This is a genomic window from Sphingomonas sp. YR710, assembly GCF_900101455.1.
In the GTDB taxonomy this organism is placed as follows: Bacteria; Pseudomonadota; Alphaproteobacteria; order Sphingomonadales; family Sphingomonadaceae; genus Rhizorhabdus.
In genome coordinates this window covers 167,037-185,385 of record NZ_FMZJ01000008.1, presented here as the reverse complement: position 1 = coordinate 185,385, position 18,349 = coordinate 167,037, and the positions used below count along the sequence as shown (strand labels likewise).

Annotated in this window: 21 protein-coding genes and 1 pseudogene; 14 read left to right on the top strand and 8 right to left on the bottom strand. The window is 64.1% G+C overall.

Annotation, left to right across the window (positions count from 1 at the left end; translation table 11 throughout):
* The first annotated feature begins 66 nt into the window (after positions 1-66).
* The 12 genes from BLS13_RS11650 (at position 67) to aat (ending at position 10,006) form a co-directional block, all read left to right on the top strand.
* Complete coding sequence (locus BLS13_RS11650) at positions 67-1,347, top strand: glutamate-5-semialdehyde dehydrogenase (protein ID WP_093452266.1); 1,281 nt, start codon at positions 67-69, stop codon at positions 1,345-1,347.
* The gene (locus BLS13_RS11645; protein ID WP_093452264.1) at positions 1,344-2,657 is read left to right on the top strand and encodes a dicarboxylate/amino acid:cation symporter; all 1,314 of its coding nucleotides are present in this window, start codon (positions 1,344-1,346) and stop codon (positions 2,655-2,657) included. The genes BLS13_RS11650 and BLS13_RS11645 overlap by 4 nt, the downstream gene beginning before the upstream one ends.
* Positions 2,658-2,724: 67 nt before the next feature.
* On the top strand, positions 2,725-3,354 hold the full coding sequence (locus BLS13_RS11640; protein WP_093452263.1) for a nicotinate-nucleotide adenylyltransferase: 630 nt from the start codon (positions 2,725-2,727) through the stop codon (positions 3,352-3,354).
* Between the two features lie 8 nt (positions 3,355-3,362).
* A complete protein-coding gene (rsfS, locus tag BLS13_RS11635; protein ID WP_037526164.1) occupies positions 3,363-3,755 on the top strand; it encodes a ribosome silencing factor in 393 nt (130 codons plus the stop codon).
* Between the two features lie 19 nt (positions 3,756-3,774).
* Positions 3,775-4,197 carry a 23S rRNA (pseudouridine(1915)-N(3))-methyltransferase RlmH gene (locus BLS13_RS11630; protein WP_093452261.1) on the top strand — a complete coding sequence of 141 codons (423 nt, stop codon included), beginning with the start codon at positions 3,775-3,777 and terminating at the stop codon, positions 4,195-4,197.
* A 374-nt stretch (positions 4,198-4,571) separates the two neighbouring features.
* Complete coding sequence (locus BLS13_RS11625; RefSeq protein WP_256325833.1) at positions 4,572-5,603, top strand: murein hydrolase activator EnvC family protein; 1,032 nt, start codon at positions 4,572-4,574, stop codon at positions 5,601-5,603.
* An 84-nt stretch (positions 5,604-5,687) separates the two neighbouring features.
* Complete coding sequence (locus BLS13_RS11620) at positions 5,688-7,031, top strand: S41 family peptidase (protein WP_093452258.1); 1,344 nt, start codon at positions 5,688-5,690, stop codon at positions 7,029-7,031.
* A 216-nt stretch (positions 7,032-7,247) separates the two neighbouring features.
* Complete coding sequence (locus BLS13_RS11615; RefSeq protein WP_093452256.1) at positions 7,248-7,721, top strand: disulfide bond formation protein B; 474 nt, start codon at positions 7,248-7,250, stop codon at positions 7,719-7,721.
* Entirely contained in the window at positions 7,721-8,242 is a 522-nt protein-coding gene (locus BLS13_RS11610) for a demethoxyubiquinone hydroxylase family protein (protein WP_093452255.1), read from the top strand. The genes BLS13_RS11615 and BLS13_RS11610 overlap by 1 nt, the downstream gene beginning before the upstream one ends.
* A gap of 43 nt (positions 8,243-8,285) precedes the next feature.
* A complete protein-coding gene (locus BLS13_RS11605; RefSeq protein WP_093452316.1) occupies positions 8,286-8,681 on the top strand; it encodes a hypothetical protein in 396 nt (131 codons plus the stop codon).
* A 95-nt stretch (positions 8,682-8,776) separates the two neighbouring features.
* On the top strand, positions 8,777-9,190 hold the full coding sequence (locus BLS13_RS11600; RefSeq protein WP_093452253.1) for a hypothetical protein: 414 nt from the start codon (positions 8,777-8,779) through the stop codon (positions 9,188-9,190).
* A gap of 87 nt (positions 9,191-9,277) precedes the next feature.
* Positions 9,278-10,006, top strand: coding sequence for a leucyl/phenylalanyl-tRNA--protein transferase (aat, locus tag BLS13_RS11595; RefSeq protein ID WP_093452252.1), 729 nt, complete (start codon positions 9,278-9,280; stop codon positions 10,004-10,006).
* A 35-nt stretch (positions 10,007-10,041) separates the two neighbouring features.
* Here aat and BLS13_RS21210 read toward each other — a convergent pair.
* The 6 genes and pseudogenes from BLS13_RS21210 to BLS13_RS11565 all read right to left on the bottom strand — a co-directional run.
* A pseudogene (locus BLS13_RS21210) lies at positions 10,042-10,257 on the bottom strand (DUF2155 domain-containing protein); the annotation flags it as partial.
* Between the two features lie 239 nt (positions 10,258-10,496).
* Positions 10,497-10,994, bottom strand: coding sequence for an outer membrane lipid asymmetry maintenance protein MlaD (gene mlaD, locus BLS13_RS11585; RefSeq protein ID WP_093452250.1), 498 nt, complete (start codon positions 10,992-10,994; stop codon positions 10,497-10,499).
* 3 nt (positions 10,995-10,997) lie between these two features.
* A complete protein-coding gene (locus BLS13_RS11580) occupies positions 10,998-11,387 on the bottom strand; it encodes an NADH:ubiquinone oxidoreductase subunit NDUFA12 (protein WP_093452249.1) in 390 nt (129 codons plus the stop codon).
* Positions 11,388-11,441: 54 nt separating this feature from the next.
* Positions 11,442-11,930, bottom strand: coding sequence for a DUF192 domain-containing protein (locus BLS13_RS11575; RefSeq protein ID WP_176943553.1), 489 nt, complete (start codon positions 11,928-11,930; stop codon positions 11,442-11,444).
* Positions 11,931-11,932: 2 nt separating this feature from the next.
* Positions 11,933-12,529, bottom strand: a complete 597-nt coding sequence (locus BLS13_RS11570; protein WP_093452247.1) for a cold-shock protein — start codon at positions 12,527-12,529, stop codon at positions 11,933-11,935.
* Positions 12,530-12,604: 75 nt separating this feature from the next.
* On the bottom strand, positions 12,605-13,159 hold the full coding sequence (locus BLS13_RS11565) for a regulatory protein RecX (protein WP_176943552.1): 555 nt from the start codon (positions 13,157-13,159) through the stop codon (positions 12,605-12,607).
* Between the two features lie 172 nt (positions 13,160-13,331).
* Here BLS13_RS11565 and BLS13_RS11560 point away from each other — a divergent pair, with 172 nt between their 5' ends.
* Entirely contained in the window at positions 13,332-15,056 is a 1,725-nt protein-coding gene (locus BLS13_RS11560) for a fatty acyl-AMP ligase (protein WP_093452244.1), read from the top strand.
* An 80-nt stretch (positions 15,057-15,136) separates the two neighbouring features.
* Positions 15,137-16,024 (top strand): HpcH/HpaI aldolase/citrate lyase family protein, encoded by an 888-nt coding sequence (locus BLS13_RS11555; RefSeq protein ID WP_093452242.1) that lies wholly within the window; start codon positions 15,137-15,139, stop codon positions 16,022-16,024.
* Between the two features lie 6 nt (positions 16,025-16,030).
* Here BLS13_RS11555 and BLS13_RS11550 read toward each other — a convergent pair whose 3' ends face one another.
* Together BLS13_RS11550 and BLS13_RS11545 are read right to left on the bottom strand one after the other, a co-directional pair.
* Positions 16,031-16,483, bottom strand: a complete 453-nt coding sequence (locus BLS13_RS11550) for a MaoC family dehydratase (RefSeq protein ID WP_093452241.1) — start codon at positions 16,481-16,483, stop codon at positions 16,031-16,033.
* Positions 16,483-18,324: an acetyl/propionyl/methylcrotonyl-CoA carboxylase subunit alpha gene (locus BLS13_RS11545; RefSeq protein WP_093452239.1), complete on the bottom strand. Its 1,842-nt coding sequence runs from the start codon at positions 18,322-18,324 to the stop codon at positions 16,483-16,485. The genes BLS13_RS11550 and BLS13_RS11545 overlap by 1 nt, the downstream gene beginning before the upstream one ends.
* Between the last annotated feature and the right edge of the window lie 25 nt (positions 18,325-18,349).

Below are 18,349 nucleotides of genomic sequence, written 5' to 3'. Positions count from 1 at the left end.
AACATTGACCCGATCCAAGCGCGAGTGGGTTTGGGGCGGAATGACGAATATGCTAGGGCTTCCGGCATGTCCGCTACAGCTACACTCGACCGCCCTCTGGATGCCACCGCCCTGATCGCCGATATGGGCGGGCGGGCGCGCCGTGCCGCCGCGATTCTGGCCGGCGTGCCAACCGCGCAGAAGGCGGCCGCGCTGACCGCCGCTGCCCGGGCCATCCGGGCCGGCGTCGACGATGTCGTTGCCGCCAATGCCGCCGATGTCGCCAGCGCCCGCGCTGGTGGCCTGTCGGCAGCGATGATCGATCGGCTTGTCCTCAATCCGGAGCGGATCGAAGGCATTGCGGCAGCGCTCGACGCGGTTGCAGCGCTCCCCGATCCCGTCGGTCAGCAGATCGACGAAACGGTACGGCCTAACGGCCTGGTGCTGCAACGGGTCCGCGTGCCGCTCGGCGTTATCGGCATCATCTATGAAAGCCGGCCGAACGTAACGGCCGATGCCGGCGCATTATCATTGATGTCGGGCAACGCCTGCATCCTGCGCGGCGGATCGGAAGCGAGCGGCAGCAACAAGGCCATCCACGCCGCGATGCTCACCGGCCTGCGCGTGGCCGGGCTGCCCGAAGACGCGATCCAGCTGATCCCCACCACCGATCGCGCGGCCGTGGGCGCGATGCTCACCGCCGCCGGACTGATCGACATCATCGTGCCACGCGGCGGCAAGAGTCTGGTCGCGCGCGTACAGGATGAAGCGCGCGTGCCGGTGCTCGCGCATCTCGACGGCATCGTCCATCTCTATATCGATCGCGCCGCCGATCCCACCAAGGCGCAGGCGATCGCGGTCAATTCCAAGATGCGCCGCACGGGCGTCTGCGGCGCGACCGAAACCGTGCTGATCGACCGCGCCTTCGCCGATCCCGCTCCGATCCTGGCCGGGTTGATCGACGCCGGGTGCGAGGTCCGCGGCGACGCTGCGGCGCGGGCGATCGACACGCGGGTACTGCCCGCTTCGGCCGAGGACTGGGATACCGAATATCTCGATTCGATCGTCTCGGTCGCCATGGTCGACGGCGTCGACGGCGCGATGACGCATATCGCCGCCCATTCGTCGCACCATACCGATGCGATCATCACGGAAGACCAGCCGACCGCCGATCGCTTCCTGCGCACGGTCGACAGCGCTATCGTCATGCACAACGCCTCGACGCAATTTGCCGATGGCGGCGAATTCGGGCTGGGCGCGGAAATCGGCATATCCACCGGCCGGCTCCATGCGCGCGGCCCCGTCGCGCTGGAAGGGCTCACCACATATAAGTGGGTGGTGCGTGGCACCGGGCAGCAGCGCCCATGACCGCAGCCGCCAAAGGATCGGTCTTCCGCTCGTTCGGCTTTCAGGTTCTGGCCGGCATGGTGGCGGGACTCGTACTCGGTCTCGTTGCCCGCGCGCTGGGCCCGGGTCCCGGCGGTGACCCCAACGCGCTCGCACAAGCACTCGATACAATCGGGACGATCTTCGTCCAGTTGCTGAGGGCGCTGGTGGCGCCGCTGATCTTCGCCGCGATCGTCACCAGCATCGTCAACCTGCGCAACCTCAACAACGCCGCCCGGCTCGTCTCGCAGACCTTGCTGTGGTTCGCGCTGACGGCCTTGATCGCCGTTTCGATCGGCATCACGCTCGGCCTGCTGATCCAGCCCGGCCTGTCCAGCGGCGTGGCGATCGCCGAGGCGACAACGCCGAAGACGATCGGATCCTGGCTCGATTTTCTCAAAGGGCTTGTGCCCGCCAATGCGCTGGGCCTCTATGCAACCAGCAAACCGCTGAGCAGCGGCGCGATCACGACCAACCTGAATTTCAACGTGCTGCAGATCATCGTGATCTCGATCGCGGTTGGCGCGGCGGCGCTGCGCGCAGGTGCGGCCGCCGAGCCGTTTCTGGCGTTCGTCAAATCGCTGCTGGTGGTGATGCGCAAATTGCTCTGGTGGGTGATCCGGCTGACCCCGATCGGCAGCATCGGCATGTTCGGGAACGCCGTCGCCAATTATGGCTGGGACGCGCTGGCGAGGCTCGGCTGGTTTGCAGCAGCGGTCTATGTCGGCCTCGCGATCGTACTGCTGGTCGTTTACCCGACCCTGCTGCTGTTCAACGGAATTTCGCCGCGGCGTTTCTTCGCGGGCGCCTGGCCGGCAATCCAGCTCGGCTTCGTCTCGCGCTCGTCGGTGGGAACACTCCCCGTCACCGAACGCTCGGCCGAGGTCCTCGGCGTGCCGAACAACTACGCCGCCTTCGCCGTGCCGCTCGCCGCCACCACGAAGATGGACGGCTGCGCGGCGATCTATCCGGCGATCTCGGCGATATTCGTCGCGCAATTCTATGGCCTGCCGCTGCACCTGATTGATTACGGATTGATCGTCTTCGTCTCGGTGATCGGATCGGCGGCAACGGCGGGGCTGACCGGCGCTGTGGTGATGCTGACCCTGACGCTCTCGACACTCGGCCTCCCGCTCGAAGGCGCCGGCCTGTTGCTTGCAATCGATCCGATCCTCGACATGGGGCGAACGGCCGTAAACGTCGCGGGCCAGATCCTGGTGCCGATGATCGTGGCGAAGCGCGAGGGGATATTGCAGGAGCCGCTGCCGCAGGGATTGCCGGCGGAGGCGTGATATTTTCGGCGAAACATTTGCGGAGCGCGCCGCCTCTCCCTGCACAAGGAAGGGGTGATCTAGCGTCATGATCCCCACCGGCTTGCTCGGGGGCAGCTTCAATCCCGCCCATAACAGCCATCGCCGTATCAGCCTGTTCGTGATCGACGCGATGGGGCTCGATGAGATGTGGTGGCTGGTCTCGCCGGGCAATCCGCTGAAGCCGGTCGAGGGGATGGCCCCGCTGTCCGCCCGGCTCGCCTCGGCGCGGAAAATGGCACGCCGGGCACCGATTCACGCGACCGCGATCGAACAGCGACTCGGCACGCGCTACACCGCCGATACGCTCAAAAAACTGGTACGGGCCTATCCCAATCGCCGCTTCCTGTGGGTGATGGGAGCAGACAATCTGGCGCAATTCCACCGTTGGCGCGACTGGCGGGAGATCGCCCGCACGGTCACCATTGCTGTTGTCGCCCGTCCGGGGTATGATAGCCATGCCCGCGCTTCGAGGGCGATGGGTTGGTTGCGGCGCTTCGTCCGGCCCGGGACCAAGGCAAAAGACTGGACAACATGGAGTCCGCCAGCGCTCGTGCTGTTGCGCTTTTATCCCGATCGCGGTTCCGCAACCCGGCTTCGCGCCAAGGCACCATGCTGGCATTCGTCATATAACCAAAAGGCGCTGCGCGATCCGGTTTCGCGCAGGCCGGTTCGTTAGGAGGTACATTGACCGCCCAAAGTAGCATCAAGCCCCGTGCTTTGGATGCAGATCCTTCAGCCGCGCTCCATGAGCTCGTTCTGAAATCGCTCGACGACGACCAGGCCGTCGAAACCGTCACCATTCCGCTCGCCGGCAAATCGTCGATCGCCGATCACATGGTGATCGCCAGCGGCCGTTCGACGCGCCAGGTGGCATCGATGGCTGCCAAGCTGGTCGATCGGATCAAGGCCGAAACGGGCCGTGCCGCCCGGATCGAAGGCCTGCCGACGGCTGACTGGGTGCTGATCGATGCAGGAGACGTGATCGTCCACCTGTTCCGTCCCGAAGTGCGCAGCTTTTACAATCTTGAACGCATGTGGAATTTCGGCGACGCCCCGGCTCCGGTGGCCGAGGTCTGACGCCCGACAGCAGACCCAATTGCTGCTCCACATCGTCGCGCGGGGGAAGATCGGCCGTAGTCCCGAGGCCGATCTGGTCGATCGCTATATGCGGCGTATCAGCTGGCCGACGCGTGTCACCGAGCTCCCCGATCAGGGCGGCAGGATGCCACCGCGTGATCCGGGTACGATCCTGATCATGCTCGACGAGAAAGGCGAAGCGATGGGTTCGCTCGCCTTTGCCGAGAAGCTCGGCCGCTGGCGCGACGACGGCCGACGCGAGGCGCGTTTCCTGATCGGCGCGGCGGACGGCTTCGACGAGAGCCAGCGGGCCGACGCCGATATATTGCTGTCGTTCGGCAAGGCGACCTGGCCCCACATGCTGGCCCGCGCGATGCTCGCCGAGCAATTGTGGCGCGCGACGAGCATATTGGCCGGTCACCCGTACCATCGGGAGGGGTGAGGATGATACATGAAACCCCCTCCCATTCGTCACCCCCGCGAGGGCAGGAATCTGTTCTGTTGGCAAGCCCCTCCCCTTCAGGGGAGGGGTTGGGGTGGGGCGTCCGCGTCTCACCGAGACCAGCGCCGAGGAGGAGAGGCCCCACCCCAACCCCTCCCCTGAAGGGGAGGGGCTTAGGTTTCTCTAAACTCTTCGTGGGGATGGCGGCTTTGATTGAAGCGGGTACACTCTTGCTCTCTCCAATCATGCTCACCGCTGCCGAACGGGCCCGCGATCCATCCGTTATCGAACAACGACAGGCTCTCTCTGCATCCCGGCGCATCGCAGCCCAGGCCGAACGCCGCTCGGCCCAACTGGAGGCCCAGGCCAGGGCAATGACCGAAGCTGCGGGCCGCTCGCGCGCCGAGCAGGTCGCCGCAGCCGCCGCCATCCAGTCCGCCGAAGCGCGCATAGCCGCGGCCGAGAGCCAGGTCGCACTGATCGATCGACTCCGCGCCGAGCAACGGGCCCGGCTGGCCGATCAGCAAGGGCCGATCATCAAATTGACCGCAGCGTTGCAGACGATGGCCCAGCGGCCATCGGCGCTTGCGCTCGTGCAACCCGGATCGGTGACCGACATGATCCACGTGCGGGCACTGCTGGGCTCCACACTGCCGATCATCCGCGAGCGCACCGCAAGTCTTCGCGCCGAGGTGGCCCGCGGCAATGCCTTGCGCCGCCGCGCCGATCTCGCCGTCGCCGAGCTCCAGCATGATCGCGAGCAGCTCGAAATCCGCCGCAAGGCGTTGGCCCAGCTCGAAGCCGATCAGCGCCGCCGGTCGCAGCAATATGTCGACAGCGCCATGATCGAGCAGGATCGCGTGATCGCGATGAGCGAAAAGGCCAGGGACATCACCCAGTTGATCGCCGACCTGGGCGATCAGGCCGATATCCGCGCGCGGCTGGCGAGCCTGCCCGGGCCGATATTGCGCCCGGCGGTGCCCGGCGCTGCCGCGATGCCGGCGCCGCGTCCGCCCGATGCCGGCACTTCGGGCGCCCTGCCGTCCTATCGCCTTCCGGTAATCGGCAAGATCGTCGCCGGCATGGGCGAAATCTCCGACGCCGGCGTCCGCGCGAAGGGGATTACGTTGACGACCGCCCGCGGGGCGCAGGTGGTGGCGCCCGCCAAAGGCCGGATCGCCTTCGCCGGCCCGTTCCGTAGCTATGCCGCGATCGTCATCATCGATCATGACGGCGGCTGGACCACCTTGATCACCGGCATGCGCGCGCTGGCCGTCAAACCTGGCGAGACCATCTGGCAGGGCAGCCCGATCGGCACCGCCGATGGCGCCCAGCCACGCATCACCGTCGAGTTGCGTCATGCCGGCCAGCCCGTCGACATCCTGCCGATCGCTTCGGCGGGATGATAGATTTCGGCAAGGATTTGGGGATATTTCCAGAACGTGAAAATAGCTGTACCATGGCGGTACTCCGGGAAAGAGCGTGAATCGATGAAGAAGACCTTGTTGCGTTCGATCGGCCTTGTCAGCGTGTTCGCGCTGATCCCGGCATTCACCACCGCCTTCGCCGCCGTTGACGTCAGCACATACAAGGAACTCGATCAGTTCATGAGCGTGTTCGAGCGGGTGCGATCGGACTATGTCGACAAGGTGGACGATCGCACCTTGATCAAGGGCGCGATCGACGGAATGCTGGCCAGCCTCGATCCACACAGCGCATATCTCGATGCGCGCGACCGGCAGAATATGCGCACGCAGACGCAGGGCGCCTATGGCGGCCTGGGCCTCTCCGTCACAATGGAGGATGGCGCCGTCAAAATCATGACCCCGCAACAGGACACGCCAGCCTGGCGTGCCGGCCTGAAATCGGGCGACTATATCACCCATCTCGACGGCAATCTGCTCTATGGCGGGACGCTCGACGAAGCCGTCGACCAGATGCGCGGCAAGCCCGGAAGCAAGATTTCGCTGACGATCGTCCGGCCCGGCCGTGACAAGCCGTTCGACGTCATCCTCACCCGCGAACTGATCCAGCTCAAGCCCGTCAAATGGGAGGTGAAGGATCAGGTCGGCATCATCAACATCAACACCTTCGTCAACAGCGGCACCGGCGATGCGGTCCGTTCGGCGATCTCGGGCATCCAGAAGTCGATCGGCCACGAACCGCTTGGCTATGTGATTGATCTGCGTTCAAACCCCGGTGGCCTGCTCGATCAGGCGATCGACGTGTCCGACATCTTCCTCGATCATGGCGAAATCGTCTCGCAACGCGGCCGCGAGAAGACCGATATCGAACGGCGCTATGCGACGTCTGGCGATCTGGCGCGCGGCCTGCCGATCATCGTGCTGGTCGATGCCGGCAGCGCGTCGGCCGCCGAAATCGTTGCCGGCGCGTTGCAGGACAATAAGCGGGCTTTGGTGATGGGCGAACGCAGCTTCGGCAAGGGTTCGGTCCAGACGGTGATCGAACTGTCCGACGATACCGCGCTCAAGCTGACCACCGCACGTTATTATACCCCGTCCGGCCGTTCGGTGCAGGAAGGCGGCATCAAGCCGGATATCGCCGTGCCGCAGCTCAGCGATCCCGATTACAAGGATCGCCCGCGCCTGCGCGAAGCCGATTTGCGCAAGCATCTGATCAACGAGGCGAAGGTCGACGACAAGGTGCTCGAGGACGACGGTAAACCCGATCCGCGCTTCATCCTGACCGCCGACGCGCTCAAGAAGCAGGGGATCGAGGATTTCCAGCTCAACTATGCGATCAAGACGATCTCGCGCATGGCCCAGGCGCCGCTGCGGACGGCGCTTGCCTCGGTCAAGCGCGGGGCACGGTAATTCACCTTAATTCCTCCCCGAGCTTGCTCGGGGAGGGGGACCGCCGAAGGTGGTGGTGGGGTAATCCCCAACTCTCCTCCCCGATGTCTTCGCGTGTTCAATCGTTGCGCCACCCCCTCCACCATCCTGCGGATGGTCCCCCCTCCCCGAGCAAGCTCGAGGAGGAAATTAGGAAGCGACTAGCGCATTCCGATACGATCAGAGTAAACACATCCCATGACTTCGTTCGCGAAAGCCCGTCTCGCCACGCTGATCCTGCCGACCGCGCTGATGGCGGGGGCGCTGGGATCGCAATATATCGGCCATCTCTTTCCATGCGAGATGTGCCACTGGCAGCGCTGGCCACATTATGCGGCAATCGTTCTCGCGTTGCTCGCCTTCCTGGTGCCCGAAAAGCCATTGGGCCGGATCTGTGTCGCACTGGCCATCGCCGCGATCTTGACGAGCGGCGCGATCGGCGTGTTCCATGCCGGCGTCGAATATCATTGGTGGAAGGGCATCACCCGCTGCGCCGCCACCGTCACCGGCGGCAGCCAGACCGATATCCTCGCGCAGATCATGGCAACCCCGATGATCCAGTGCGATCAGCCGCAATGGACCCTGTTCGGCATTTCGCTGGCGGGCTTCAATGCCTTCTTTTCGATCCTCGGAGGCCTGACGATCATCAACCTGTGGCGAAAGGGCGCCTGATGCCGACCGACAAGCGCCAGCGCGCGGACATGCTGCGGGTCGATCAGGCCGGCGAATATGGCGCGACCCGCATCTATGCGGGCCAACTCGCGGTGATGGGCGGACGCGGCCCCGATGCCCGCACGATCGCCCGCATGGCCGATCAGGAGGCCCGACATCGGCAGATCTTCGATGCGATGTTGGCCAAACGCGGCGTGCGGCCGACAGCGCTGCAGCCGCTGTGGAACGTCGCCGGGTTCGCGCTAGGGGCAGCGACCGCGTTGATCGGGCCGAAAGCGGCGATGGCATGCACAGCAGCGATCGAAACCGAAATCGATCGCCATTATGGCGAACAGCTCGACGCGCTCGGCACCGACGACCCTGAACTCAGCGAAAAAATCGCCGAATTTCGCAGTGAAGAAGTCGATCATCGCGATACTGCGCTGGCGGCTGGCGCGGAGCAGGCGCCGGTCTATCCGTTGCTCTCCGGCGCAATTCGTCTCGGCTGCCGCATTGCCATCGGGCTGTCGCGCCACATATAACGGTCCGGGATCAAGTCCCCAATTTCTCAGCAGGATGCCGCCGATGATCACGAACCGCACATTCCTCTCGGCGCTTTCTGCTGCACTGGCGCTATCCGCCACACCCTTGCTTGTGGCCCCGGCGGCAGCGGCAGATCGTGTATTGGTGATCTATGGCAATGACAAATGCCCGACCAGCAATGGCGAGGAGATCGTCGTCTGCTCGCGCAAGCCCGAAGGCGAGCGCTATCGCATCCCCGAAGAGCTGCGCCACACCACCAATCGCGGCAATGAGAATTGGGGCGATCGGGCATCCAGCCTCGAATATGTCGGCCGCACGGGCATCCAGAGCTGCTCTACGAGCGGATCGGGCGGCGCCACCGGCTGTTTCAAGGAACTCGCCCGCAAGGCATGCGACGAGCATAAGGATGACGGCAAGAAATGTGGCCTCAAATTCTGACCGTTCAGCACTGCGAAAGCCCGTTGGCGTAAGCGAAGCCGCACGGAACATGTGCGTCGCTGTGGCGTCTGTTCCGCAACCGATCGGAGACCGACATGCGCAACCGCTTTCTTGCCGCTTTGGCGCCGATCGCTTTGCCCCTGCTCTTCGCTCAGCCGGTGGTCGGTGCCGAGCTGAACGAGCCCGCTCCGGCCCGGATCAGCGCCCTTGTCGTTTATGGCAACGATCCATGCCCGAACAGCAAGGATGACGAGATCGTCGTCTGCGCGCGCCAGCCGGAAAACGAACGCTATCGCATTCCCAAGGAACTACGGAAAAAGAAGCCCGAAGCCGTCGCGCAAAGCTGGGTCGCGCGGGCGCGGACACTGGACATGGTGAGCCGCCTTGGCACCCCCGACAGTTGCTCACCGCAGGGATCAGGCGGGCAGACCGGCTGTTTCCGCCAATTCCAGGAACTCGCGCGGCAGGAGCGAGAGGCACAAAAGGCGCAAGCCGCCGATCAGCCTTGATCCTGTTGCGGACGCAGGGAAATCGGCTAGACTTCACATCGTCCGCATATTGCCGCTTCGGCAGGAGGGGATGAAGGGGCTATATCGATGAAGATGATCGATCCCGAACTCCTGCTGCGGGCCTATTCGATCGGCGTCTTCCCGATGGCCGACAGCCGCGGTGCCGATGATGTCTATTGGGTGGAGCCGAAAAAGCGCGGCATCCTTCCGCTCGATAGCTTTCGGCTGTCGCGATCGCTGGCCAAAGTGCTGAAATCGGACCGGTTCACAGTGACAGCCGATACCGCCTTCGCTGACGTCGTATCGCACTGCGCCGAACGCACATCGGATCGCCCCGACACATGGATCAACCCGGCGATCGAGACGGCCTATGCCGATTTACATCGGCGCGGCCATGCTCACTCAATCGAAACGTGGCAGAATGGGGAATTGGTCGGCGGCCTTTATGGCGTGCGGCTTGGCGGCGCTTTTTTCGGCGAGAGTATGTTCAGCCGCGAGAGCAACGCCTCCAAGGTTGCCTTGGCGCACCTCGTGGCACGCCTGAAAGTCGGCAGCTTCCAGCTGCTCGACTGCCAGTTCATTACCGATCACCTGGCCTCGCTGGGCGCGATCGAGGTCAGTCGCGACATCTATGTCGGATTGCTGGATGCGGCGCTCGGCGTCGGCAAGGGGCCGGTCGTACCCGGCGAAATGGCGGGGGCCTTTTCGTCGCCGGCCGACTTCTTCGCGCTCGACGGAATCGAGCCGGTAATCCGTACGGTATCGGGGCCGATATCGGGATGGACCATCGCACAGCTTTTGGGCCAAACGTCATAAACCGCATCTTCGACGGCGTTGAGTGAGGGTGATTCCTTGTACAACCATCCGGAAAATGGCCGACGCCAGCTGCCGTCACGGTTCCGTACATCGACCTGGACGAACGCACCGGTGAGCTTCTGATCCTCCCACGGCGCGGTTGTCTCGCAGGTGCGCAGCCGCACCACGACATCGCCCACACGAACCGCCTGGCCGGGCCGTAAGGTCAGGTCCCGCGATTCACCGCTTCGCTTGTTGAGCAGGCCGAGCACCGCCACACGTTCGGCCAGCGGTGTTTCGGCCGTGACCAAAGGCCGCTCGGGCGGCGGCGCGGGCTTCGATAGGGCCTCCGTCGCATTGTCACCGGACTCGGACGGCCCCGCAGGCGCCGGGGCCACGGTGCTTTCCTCATCCGGAACCACCGCCTCGACCGGCTGACTGCCCAGGGCATAGGCTTGCCACGCGGCCAATCCGAGCCCGCCGAGCGCGAGCGCGCCCAGCGCGATCCGCTTCACGGTGCTTTCTTTTCCGCTGGCTTGGCATCGGTCGAGGAACTGCCGGATTTGTTGATGAACTGGCCCACCATGCTCATCAGATCCATCGCGCCCTGCGTATCGGCGATTGTGTCGCCATCCTTGAGCGGCGCCGGATCGCCACCGGGCAGCAGCGAGATGAATGTCGCCCCGAGAAACCCCTCGGACGTGATCGCGGCGCTGCTGTCGGCAGGCAGCTTCACCGCAGGATCGAGCGCCAGCGTGATCTTCACCTGAAAGCTTTGCGGATCGAGCTCCTGTTGTGTGACAGTACCGATCTTCATGCCAGCGACACGTACGTCGCTGCCGACATTCACGCCCGTGCTGTTCGGAAACAGCGCGGTGACGTGAATAGCGCCCGGCCTGTCGCCGCCGCCCGTCCGCGCCCATGCAAACCAGACGAACCAGATCGCGAAAATAACGACGAACAGACCGACCAGGGCTTCGCCCAGATTTTCACGAAACAGGGTCTTCATAGCTCAGTTCGGGCTCCACGCCTCATAATCGCCAGTAGCGGCCGCACGGATGCCGCCGCGCTCCAGCGCGCCCGACGGCCGATAGGCAGCCTCGCTGCCTGTAAGATTAGGGACCGCCGGCTTTTGCCAGACGCGTGGCGACGGCAAATGATCCGGCGTAACATCCACACTGTGATGCAACCAGCCATGCCATTCGGCAGGAACCCGGCTGGCATCGTTGGGGCCACTGTAGATTACCCAGCGGCGCTTGCGGCCGTCGGTGGTCTCCCCGCCCTCATAATAGATGTTGCCCAATGCGTCCGCGCCCACGCGCGTCCCATTGCGGCGGCTGAACAGCAGGGTGCCGATCGTTGCGCCATCCCACCAGGTGAAGATTTTCCCGAGTATCGCCATATCCCCGCTTAGCCCGGACGAGTGCGCCGGCGCAACCGATTCAGATCATGTCTTTCAGGAAGCCGGTCCGCCGGGCCACCGGACAAGATCACCCGCCTGTAGGCCATCCTTCTCGGCACCGCCCCCGATGATCTCCAATACCGCGATCACCGGCTCTCCCGACGATACCTGATCCAGGCTCTGCGGCGTGGTATTGGCGGCGATCCGCGCAATATGGCCATCGGCACGGATGAAGATCATGTCGAGCGGGATCAGCGTATTTTTCATCCAGAACACCGCCCAGCGCGGCGATGCCATCGGGAAGATCATGCCGCCATGATCGGGCAAGCCGGTGCGGAACATCAGCCCACGCTCCTGCTCCGCATCGGTCCGCGCCACTTCGACGTGAAAGTGGACTGTCTTGTTCCTGTTCGCGGTCACGATATCCAGCGGCGTCAGCTTCGCCGCGACGACAGAGGTTCCGGGTTTGGCCGACGACGGCGCACACCCGGCAACCGCGATCAGCGCACAGACGAGCGCGGTACGAACCTTCGATGCGGTCACGATCAATCCTGAAACAATTCCACGGCAAGCGGCCCCTTGCGCCCCTCGGCAATCCGGGCCTTCATCCGCGTTTCCGGGATGAGATCGGCCAGCCCGGCACGGCGAACTGTTTCCATATGGACGAAGATATCCTGCGGATCATTGTCGCGCACGACAAATCCGTAGCCCTTCAACCGGTTGAACCACTTTACCGTCACGTTCTCAGGCGCGCCGGCGCGATCTACCAGCGCCGCGGGATCGACACGATCGGCATTGCGCTTGGCGATCAGATCAGGGTCAGGGCCGGTAGCGGTCGAAAGATCGATCGCCAGAATGCGGCGCGCCTGCAATCCCCGATCGCGCGCCACGACCTCGCACGCAATCCGCGCGCCTTCGGGCAAGGTGCGGCGACCATGATCGCGCAGAACGGAAAAATGAACCAGCACATCGCCACGATCGCCATCAGCAGCGATGAAGCCGAAGCCACGGGTGGCATCGAACCATTTGACGGCCCCCACAACCGTTTCCGCTGGCTCGTTCGCGCCGAATCCCGCGCGGTCATCCGAACCCTCAAGGCCCAGATCGCGCAGCGAAACAGACGCAACAAACTGTTCATTCATCGTTACGACACCCGCTGTTCTTGCTGCTTTTTATCATAGTTCCGCAACGAAGCGAAACCGCTTTTATTATCGGCCTCAATCGGCGTCCGGCGAAACGTTTTCCTCATCAGGATAGCCCCCCTGATCAACCGCTCTCAATATCCTTAGTGAGACGCCGAGCCCGTGCCCGGCCCGCATCATCGCGGCAAGAGATTTGCGAATTTCATCGGAATTTTGCGGTTTTTTTGAAAATGGGCCGAGCTTTCGCCGCCGCGCGCAGGCCAACGCCGCCGCATCCGCCGATTGTTCGAGCGTGCCCTGCAGCATATCGGCTGTCTCTCGATCGATCCCGGCGGCCCGCAAACTGGCCTCGATCCGCCTCCCGCCATAGCCGCGCCGCAACAACGATGCGGCTTTGCTTTCGGCATAAGCAGCATCGTTCACATAGCCGCGTTGCGAAAATCGTTCCACCAACGACTCGACATCGGCAGGCTCCTCGCCATCCCACCCTCGATCCGCGAGCTTGCGTTGCAAGTAAGTGTTCAGCTTCGCGCGGGTAGTGGCGTAGCGCGCTGCATAACGCAGCGCGGCCTGTTCGAGGCTGCTTGCCGTATAGGGTTTCGATGACGGCTTTGTGATGATAGGCGACATACGCCATGATTGTGCCACAGTCGGGCCGGATTTTGAACGCGGCTTGTCCCTACGAAGTCAGCTGTGAAGGCTCGTCTGTTCGATATGCGGGCCGAATTGCCGAATGAAGGGACCTGCGAACGTGCTCGATCAGCTTAGCCGCAGGACAAGTGCGAAAGGAAATCGCGATATTATGGCATTGGAGCCGACGCCGACGGTCGATGCGCTGCCGCGCCGCTTTGCCGATTTCGAGACGCTGATCGATGCGCTCGATTATGCCGCGAGCGGCGAGCGTGGGCTGAACTTCCACGATGCCCGCGGCCAGCTTTCACAAGCTTACCCCTTTTCCACGCTGCGCACCGACGCGCTCGCAAATGCCTGCCGCCTGATCGAACATGGCATCCGGCCCGGCGATCGCATCGCGCTGGTTGCGGAGACGGGGCGCGACTTTGCCGCAATGTTCTTCGGCGCCGTCTATGCCGGTGCCTGGCCGGTGCCGTTGCCGCTGCCGACATCCTTCGGTGGCAAGGACAGCTATATCGATCAGCTTGCTGTGCAATTGGGTAGCTCGGATCCGAAAATGCTCTTCTATCCGATCGAGCTCGCCGAAATGGCCGGCGCCGCAGCCGCGCAACGCAAGGTCAACGGGCTCGATTACGAAGGCTTCGCGGCACGTGACGTGAAGCCCGCCACCCTGCCGACGCTATCGCCCGACGATATCGCCTATCTGCAATATTCGAGCGGATCGACCCGCTTCCCGCACGGCGTGGCCGTCACCCATCGCGCGCTGCTCAACAACCTTGCGGCACATGCCTGGGGGATGATGCTGGAACCGCAGGACCGCTGCGTCTCGTGGCTGCCATGGTATCATGACATGGGACTGGTCGGGTGTTTCCTGTCACCGGTCGCCAACCAGGTTTCGACCGATTACCTGAAGACCGAAGATTTCGCGCGCCGGCCGCTTGCCTGGCTCGATATGATCAGCCGCCATCAGGGCACCACCGTCAGCTATTCGCCGACCTTCGGCTACGATATCTGCGCGCGGCGCATGTCGAGCCAGACCAAGGCGTCGGACCGGTTCGATCTGTCGCGCTGGCGGCTGGCCGGCAACGGCGCCGACATGATCCGCCCCGATGTCATGCAGAATTTCGTCGATGCCTTTGCCGAGGCCGGCTTCAAGGCAAACGCCTTCCTGCCCAGCTATGGCCTGGCCGAGGCGACGCTTGCGGTGTCGATCATGCCACCGGGCGAAGGCATTGTCGTCGAACTGGTAGAAGAGACGCAATTGTCGGGCGGCAGCGATCCGCAGGATCGTCCGCGCCGCTTCCGCGCGATCGTCAATTGCGGCAAGCCGGTGCGCGACATGAGCGTCGAGATCCGCGACGAGGATGGGGTGCCTTTGCCCGAGAAGATGATCGGCAAATTATGGGCGAAAGGCCCGTCGATCATGCAGGGCTATTTCCGCGACGATGAGGCGACCGCCGCCTGCATGTCCGACGGCTGGCTCGATACTGGCGACATGGCCTATCTGAGCAACGGTTCGATCTACATCGTCGGTCGTGCCAAGGACATGATCATCATCAACGGCAAGAACCACTGGCCGCAGGATATCGAATGGGCGGTCGAACAATTGCCCGGTTTCAAGGCGGGCGATATCGCGGCCTTCGCGATCACCACGCCAGGCGGCGAGGAAACCCCGGCCGTGCTCGTCCAGTGCCGCACCTCCGATCAGCAGGAACGCGCGCGTCTGCGCGATCAGATTCGCGAGAAGGTCCGCGCGATCACCGGCATGCATTGCGTTGTCGAACTGGTGCCGCCGCGCACCCTGCCCAAGACGAGTTCGGGCAAGCTCAGCCGCGCCAAGGCCCGCAACCTCTATCTGGCCGGCGAAATTCAGGGCTATGATATCGCGGCCTGACCTGGCGCGACGCTTCCGTGGCCGCACGAACAGGCCTCCCAACGAAAAAATGGCGGCCTAAGCCCCGAGAGGAACAGAAAATGGCAGTTCGCGGAGAAGTCTTCAGCGCACGATCATGGCTGTTCGCCCCGGGCGACAGCGAGAAGAAGATGGAGAAGGCGGCGGCCGGTCCGGCCGACATCGTCCTTATCGATCTTGAAGACGCGGTCGCCGATTCCGAAAAGCCGACGGCGCGGACGATGGTCCTCGATTTCCTGAAGAGCCAACAATCGGGCCACGAACGGCTGTGGGTCCGCGTCAATCCGCTGGATGGCCCCCATACGCTGGCGGATCTGGTGGCGGTGATGCCAGGGCGTCCAGGCGGCATCATGCTGCCCAAGGCCTGCGGCCGCCCCGACGTCGAACGGCTCGACCATTATCTGTCGGCGCTCGAAGCCGCCAACGGCATCGAGCAGGGCGCGACCAAGGTGATCGTGCTCGCGACCGAAACCGCCGCGGCCATGTTCACGACCGGCGACTATGCCGGCGCGCCGCGGGTCGTCGCGCTGACCTGGGGGGCCGAGGATCTGGCCGCCTCGATCGGCGCCAGCGAGAATTACACGCCCGACGGGGCCTATAGCTTCACCTTCGAACTGGCACGCAGCCTGTGCCTGCTCGGTGCCGCAGCCGCGGGCGTCGCACCGATCGACACGATCCAGGGCGATTTTCGCGATCTCGACGGGCTGCGCAAGCGTGCGGAGATGGTGCGGCGCTCCGGCTACCGCGGTATGTTGGCCATCCATCCGGCGCAGGTCGACGTGATCAACGAAGCCTTCGCGCCCAATGCGGACGAACTCGCGGCCGCGCAGGAGATCGTCGATCTGTTTGCCGCCAATCCGGGGGTCGGCGCGATCGGCTATAAGGGCGGCATGCTCGACCGCCCCTATCTCGCCCGCGCGCAGCAATTGCTCAAGCTGGCGCGCCGCTGACGGCGGTCAGCCGTCCTTGCGCTTGAGCAGGGCCATACGCAGGCAGCGGCACACGACTTCGCCCCGCTGGTTGATCAGTTCGTGGGTGAAGGTGACGATTCCCGCGTTCGGGCGCGATTTCGATTCCCGCAACTCGCTGATCTCGCTGGTCGCCCGCATCGTATCGCCGAGGAATACCGGCTTGGGCATGACGAGCTTGTCATAGCCGAGATTGGCGACGAGCGTGCCCAAAGTCGTGTCGCTGATCGTCAGCCCGATCATCAGCGCGAAGGTGAAGGTGCCGTTGACGAGGATCTGGCCGAACTCGGATGCCCGGGCCGCCTCGGCATCGATATGCAGCGGCTGCGGATTGTGGGTCATCACCGAGAAAAGCAGATTGTCAGTCTCGGTGACCGTGCGCCTGATTTCATGATCGATCCGGTCGCCGATCTGCCACTCGTCGAAATGCCGCCCCGCCATCAGATATCCTTCTCGATCCGCGCCAGCACGGCCTCGACCTGAACCTGCGCGCCGGGCGCCGCATTGAGTTCGGCCACCACGCCGTCGAACGGCGCGGCCAGGCTATGTTCCATCTTCATCGCCTCGAGGGTCAGCAGCTTCTGGCCCTTCATCACCCTGTCGCCGGCCGCGACCGCGACCGCGATCACCCTGCCCGGCATGGGCGAAAGGATCACCCCCGACGATGCCACCCCGCCGGTCGAACCATCCTTGCGCCAGGGCGTCAGCAGCCAGGCCTGCCCCTGGTCGGTGACGAGCGCCGATGCGGCGGGCTTATCGCACCCCTCGCCCTCCAGCATGACGTCGACCGGGTTGCCATCGAGCAGAAAGAGGGCGCTTCGGACCCGTGCCGCGTTGAGCCGGAAACCCGCCTGATCCGCCTGCGGCACCAGCGCGATGGCCGCACGCGTCAGCGCTTCGGGCGATGGTGTCGGCGGCGCCCCCATTGTCTCACCGTCGCGGCCGATCAGGCCGGTATCGACATCGCCGGCGACGAACGCCGGATGCTCGAGCGCCTTCACGAGGAATGATGCATTGGTCTTGACCGGCCACACCGCGGTGCCAGCGAGGATCCGCCCCAGCCTCTTGCGCGCCTGATCGCGATCATCGCCACGCGCAATCAGCTTGGCGATCATCGGGTCATAGAAAGGCGAAACTTCGCCACCCTGATAGACGCCGGTATCGACGCGGCGCCCCTCGCCTTCGCCGAAGCGCAGCACATCGAGCGCGCCGATACTCGGCAGGAAGCCCCTCGCGGGATCCTCGGCATAGAGCCGCGCTTCCATCGCCCAGCCGTCGATCGAAAGCTCGCCCTGCGCCTTCGGCAATTTCTCGCCACTGGCGACGCGAAGCTGCCATTCGACGAGGTCGACGCCGGTGATCTCCTCAGTCACCGGATGCTCGACCTGCAGCCGCGTGTTCATTTCCATGAACCAGATGCGGTCCGCGCGCAGCCCTTCCGACGCATCCGCGATGAACTCGACCGTGCCTGCGCCGACATAGTCGACCGCCTTGGCCGCGCGTACCGCTGCGGCGCAGAGCGCGGCACGTGTGTCCGCATCCATGCCTGGCGCCGGCGCCTCCTCGATCACCTTCTGGTGACGACGCTGGAGCGAGCAGTCGCGTTCGAACAGGTGGACGATGTTGCCATGGCTATCGCCGAACACCTGCACCTCGATATGGCGCGGACGCGGGATATATTTCTCGATCAGCACATGGGCGTTGCCGAACGACTCAATGGCCTCACGCTGGCACGAGGCTAGCGCATCGACGAAATCCGCAGGGCTTTCAACGAGCCGCATGCCCTTGCCGCCGCCGCCGGCAACCGCCTTGATCAGCACAGGATAGCCGATCTCGCCGGCCTGTTCCGCGAGGAATGCCGGATTCTGATCCTCGCCCATATAGCCGGGCGTAATCGGCACGCCGGCCTCGGCCATCAGTTTCTTGGCCGCGTCCTTGAGGCCCATCGCACGGATCGCATGCGGCATCGGCCCGACCCAGACGAGCCCCGCCGCGAGTACGGCTTCCGCGAACCCGGCGTTTTCCGAGAGGAAGCCATAACCTGGATGGATAGCCTCGGCGCCGATCGCCCCGGCCGCAGCAAGGATCTTCTCACCGACCAGATAGCTTTCACGCGCTGGGGATGGGCCGATATGGACAGCCTCATCAGCCTCGCGAACATGCAATGCCGAGGCGTCGGCATCCGAGTAAACCGCAACGGTGCGTATGCCCATCTGGCGCGCAGTGCGGATGATCCGGCACGCGATTTCGCCACGATTGGCGATGAGGAGGGAGCCGATCATGATGCGAGCCTGCCAGGGCAGCGGC